Annotated in this window: 4 protein-coding genes; 2 read left to right on the top strand and 2 right to left on the bottom strand. The window is 43.7% G+C overall.

Features of this window, described 5'->3' with window-relative positions:
• Together RRY12_09185 and RRY12_09180 are read left to right on the top strand one after the other, a co-directional pair.
• Positions 1–965 (top strand): hypothetical protein (locus RRY12_09185; GenBank protein MEG2184839.1); only part of this gene is annotated, 965 nt, incomplete at its 5' end.
• Between the two features lies 1 nt (position 966).
• Entirely contained in the window at positions 967–2,058 is a 1,092-nt protein-coding gene (locus tag RRY12_09180; protein MEG2184838.1) for a BPL-N domain-containing protein, read from the top strand.
• 145 nt (positions 2,059–2,203) lie between these two features.
• Here RRY12_09180 and RRY12_09175 read toward each other — a convergent pair whose 3' ends face one another.
• The gene (locus tag RRY12_09175) at positions 2,204–3,472 is read right to left on the bottom strand and encodes an amidohydrolase family protein (protein MEG2184837.1); all 1,269 of its coding nucleotides are present in this window, start codon (positions 3,470–3,472) and stop codon (positions 2,204–2,206) included.
• A 97-nt stretch (positions 3,473–3,569) separates the two neighbouring features.
• Positions 3,570–4,805: amidohydrolase family protein (locus RRY12_09170; protein ID MEG2184836.1), on the bottom strand; the 1,236-nt coding region annotated here is incomplete at its 5' end.

Raw genomic sequence — 4,805 nt, 5'->3', positions numbered from 1 at the left:
CTTTTCTTGGCGGCTATATGGCTGTGAGCTGGAGCAATTTATTTCAGGGCAGCATAATGTTTATTGCGTTGCTGTTTGTGCCTTTGGCTGTTCTAGTGGAAATAGGCGGATGGCAGCCGGCCATAGAAAATATATGGGCCCACAATCCAGCATTTTTTGATTTCTTTAATGGGCAAAAAGAATTCTTGCCCGCGCTTTCTATAGCATTAGGCGGACTCGGCGTAGGTTTGTGCTATTTTGGAATGGTGCATGTTCTGACCTGTTTCATGTCAATTAAAAATAGCAGTGAGATCAAAGACTCGACATTTATTGCAACAACGTGGGTGAGCCTTTCAACTTTTGGAGCTGTTCTTGTGGGAATGATAGGAGCATATCTGTTTCCTGCCATTGGAGATCCTGAACAAATTTTCTTTGCGATGGGTAAGAATTATTTTCCGCCTTATATGCTCGGGCTCTTCGCAGCGGCCGTTATGGCGGCGATATTGTCTTCCGTTAGCGCGTACGTAATTGTTGCCGCCGCTGCTTTTGGCGCCAATATAGTGAAGTATTATGTGAAAAGCATAGACGAGGCTAAAATCGTAAATATGCAGCGAATAGCGGTCGTTGTAATTTCACTGTTGGCATTTCTAATGTCGCTTAAGTCAGACTTGGTCTTTACAGTCGCTCTTCTTGCAGCGGCGGGGCTAGGCTCTTCTTTTGGTCCCTTGGTACTCTTTTGCTTATACAGTAAAAACATAAACAAAGCGGGCGCAATCGCAAGCATTATAGTAGGATTAGTGACAGTTATTTTCTGGTACTATAGTGGACTGTCGGCCTATATATTTGAATTAATACCGGGGTTCATAGCTAGTTCTGTCGCGCTGATACTTGGGACAAAGGTTAGCGGTGGTGCCACGCCGGAATCTGTAGCTCTGTACAATCTGTACGTGGATAGAATAAATAAAAATAAAAGAAGGGGTAATTAAATTGCCAAAGTTATTTATGCCAACAGATAGAATAGGCTTAATTTCTATTCAGACAAGCATAAGCAAAAATTTTCAGGTTATAAATGAGCTTTTACAGCAAAAAACAGAATTATGGTGGCTTGTTAACGGTATCCGTTTCTCATCTACGCCTGCGTGGCCAGAGGGGCATTATTACCAGAGTGGATTTTTCGTAAACGATAATAGCGAAGCCCGAGCGCTCTTCGATAACACTCAAATATTTTACGAATGTGTCGATGAAATGCCAGAGACTGTATTGAAGATCAAGCAGATTTCAATTGCTTTATATAATGGGCGAGGAGCCGGAGAAGATTTTTCTGCTCCATTAGTTGAAGTATTAAAATGGGGCGGGTTTCGCTTTAATTTTGTTGATGATAATGATATCCGAAGAGGCGCGCTTAAGGATTACGATGTTTTCATAGTTCCAGGGAGTCCAGATGCTGGCGAGTGTTATTACGCTGGCTTAGGAGATAAAGGCTACGATGCCATACGGTCTTTTGTAAAGGAGCGCGGGCATTATCTGGGAATATGCGGGGGGGCTTATCTGCCCTTGACCTCCTATAACTCCGAGAACAGATACTGGCTTAATATTGTTGAAGCGACCGACACGGAGGACCTAGACTACTGGCGCAGCGGCAGCGGGTTTGTGCGCTGTAGGATCGAAGATGCGCGACACCCGTTATTTTCGGGGATGGCTTTGGGAAGCTCAAGTTCGATGAATTTAGTATACTGGGAAGGTCCTTCTATTACGATAAAAGGTCATAATGTTTGCTCATTAGCGCATTTTGAATCTTTGTTAGCCAGTGCTCGTGATAACCTCAAACCGGACTGGAAAATGTACGATAATAACATGGCGAAACAGGCTGTTACTGAGTGGTATAATCCGATTTCTCAAGAAATTTTCGATAAATTGCTTTGTCATAAATGTGCGTTTGCGGAAGCAGATCACTATGGTCATAAGTTATTGCTGTTTTCGCCTCATCCCGAAATGGGGAATATCGGGTATGGGCCGCGAATGGACAGCCTGAATTTTTTGCTTATTTATAATGGATTAATATATCTGGCTGCTCAATAATAGACATACTGTCGAGAGGCGCGATCCTTTTTTAAATTTGCAGTGCGACATAGGTTGTGTCTAAGAGTAGTGCGGCGTACGCTGGTTTGGTCATAAAACTCCCCCGCGAATTAGGGAGCGAGGGAGTTTTATGATTCGTGAAACTTTAGCATTTGCCCATAGATTTATATACAGTCCCTTCTTTCATAACAAAAGCACATTCAGATGTCGCTCTGTGGTCCGATAATAAATCGCGCTTCCACGCCGCGATGTCAGCTGTTTTACCAGGAGCCAGCACCCCGATATCGCTGCGGCCAACTATCATAGCATTTGAACTTGTCGCGGCACAAAGAGTTTTTATCGGAGGGACACCCAGATCCAACCACGCTTTGAATTCACGCCAACCATCATAATTTGGATAGAGACCGACAATATCAGATCCTAGCCCAATAGGAGTGTTGCCATTTTTTACAAGCTCTAGGACCGCTTCTCTGCTTTCCTTGAGTTGCTCTGCATATTTTGCAAGTTTTCTCTCGAAGGCCTCGCTCTTAGGAGGTAGAGTGCAAGGGTCTATATCCTCGTCAGGCGGCATGAGAGAAAATAGTGTTGGTACATACTTAATATTTCGCTCTTCGATCATACGTGCTGTCTTTTTGTTCATGAGCGTTCCGTGCTCTATCTCATCTATGCCAAGTTCTACAAGCATCTCTATCGAATCTGAGGTGTAAGCATGGGCAATCACAGGTTTATCCGCTGCTTTTGCCGTCATTATGATTGCCCTGAGTTCATCTGCATCTAACTGCATATTTCCAGGATCATCGCCTGGAGAGGCAAAACCGCCAGCCGCCATTATCTTTATAAAATCTGCTCCGTATTTGATTTGTTTTCGCACTAGATATTTGAACATATCGGCGCCACTTCCCATAGCATAAGGTTGTTCCATAAAATCAGAGAATATGGGGTTCGTATTACTGTAAAATGCAGAAAAATCCCAATGTCCCCCGGGAATACCCAGGGCATGTGGGGCAACGATCAAGCGTGATGCGGGAAAAAATCCTTTATCAATAGCTCTTTTGACATCAATACATCCAAATCCTCTAAAAGCAGTACCTGTTATCCTTACAGTGGTAAATCCACGCAACAGGGATTGTCCTGCGTTGTACACCATGTTTAAAGCTTTCATTTCGTCACTGTCAGTTATGGAGAAGGTGTTGAAAGTTTCTGCCCCAATAAACTCATAATGTGCGTGCGCATCAATAAACCCAGGTGTTACGGTGCATGATGAGAGGTCTATTACGCTGGCGTCTTTCGGAAGTCCCAACGTTTTTCCCACGGCGGTTATTTTGTTACCTGAGACGATAATCGTCATATCTTCCTGAATATCATTATTAACGCCGTCAAAAAACTTGCCGCAAATAATATAATATTTATCCATGATTATTTATCCCTTCACTTCCAGTTGGTGATTTAAGATGAAATCAGCGAAAGATTATTTGCTGCGTCTTATTTTCCAAGACATCAGTCTGCTAATTTTAACGCCATACGATCTTCCCATTTTTTATGACCAAAGATGGTTTTTCAAGTGTAGATAGGTTCTCAATTGGATTTTCTTCAGTTAGGATCAGGTCGGCTAAATAACCGCTTCGAGTGAAACCAAGATTGTTCTCCGCTCCAAGTATCACCGCTGCGTTTCCAGTAGCAGCTTTGATAACATCTGCATTGTCCATTGATCCTTCCGCTAGAGCATATAATTCTTGTATAAGTGATGGATGAGGAGAATACGGAGACCCAGCATCCGAGCCGGCCCCTATGGTGATGCCTGCGGCATAACAATATTTTAACGCCTTTCGATGTCGCTCAATTATTTCACTTGCTTTTTTTCGCGCATACGCAGGTACATTAGGATTTGACGAAAGATGCTGGTATATATAAAAGGTGGGGACAAGAGCGATGTTTTTTCTCTTCATCTCGGCCGCCATATCTTCGGTGATACAGTGCCCATGTTCAATACAATCAATGCCAGCTTGCAGGCACCCGCGTATTCCGCTTTCGCCAATTGCATGCGCTGTAACCTTGACGTTGCGGCGATGAGATTCATCTACGATCATATCGACCTCTTCTTGGCGAAGCTCAACATCATCCACTCCTTCACCTTCAATACGGCCGTATACCCCGCCTGTAGCCGATATTTTTATCACAGAGGCTCCCTTTGCAACCTGTGCCCTTACAGCCTTAAGCACTTCCCACGGGCCGTCTGCCATTATTCCGTGGAATGGATCATGCCCTCCTGTCATAATAATAGACTGTCCACTCGCGAAGATCCTTGGCCCTTCAAATTTTCCACTTAGAATAGCCTGGTTGACCGCGAGGGCCGCATCATTAGGCGAACCTAAATCTCTTACAGATGTAATGCCCGCATGGAGGTATTTTAACGCACTGCTTACGGTAGTCAGCAGATGCTCTTCTGAATTTTCGTGTCTTATATCTTCCGCTGGATCCGCGCCGCCGTTCCACGTAAGATGTACATGAAGGTCAATTAACCCGGGAAGTGCCGTTTTTCCTGTTCCGTCTATTGCGTGATCCGCTTTAAAACTATGTTTGCCACAATTTATAGACACTTCATTTATGGTATTGCCCTCAATGTAAATATCATAAACACCGTCTAGGAGTTGTTGTCCATCAAAAATAGAGACATTATATATGACCAGCGATCTCACATAATCACCCTTCTCTGTAATTATTGAACCGCAAAAAGCTACAAATCCTCG

The organism is Cloacibacillus sp., assembly GCA_036655895.1.
Lineage (GTDB): Bacteria > Synergistota > Synergistia > Synergistales > Synergistaceae > JAVVPF01.
The sequence above is the reverse complement of the archived record's forward strand: the minus strand, read 5'-3'. Positions and strand labels throughout refer to the sequence as shown.

Excerpts from the sequence above, each read along its gene's own strand:
- RRY12_09175 (MEG2184837.1), bottom strand. The coding sequence starts at position 3,472 with ATGGATAAATATTATATTATTTGCGGCAAGTTTTTTGACGGCGTTAAT.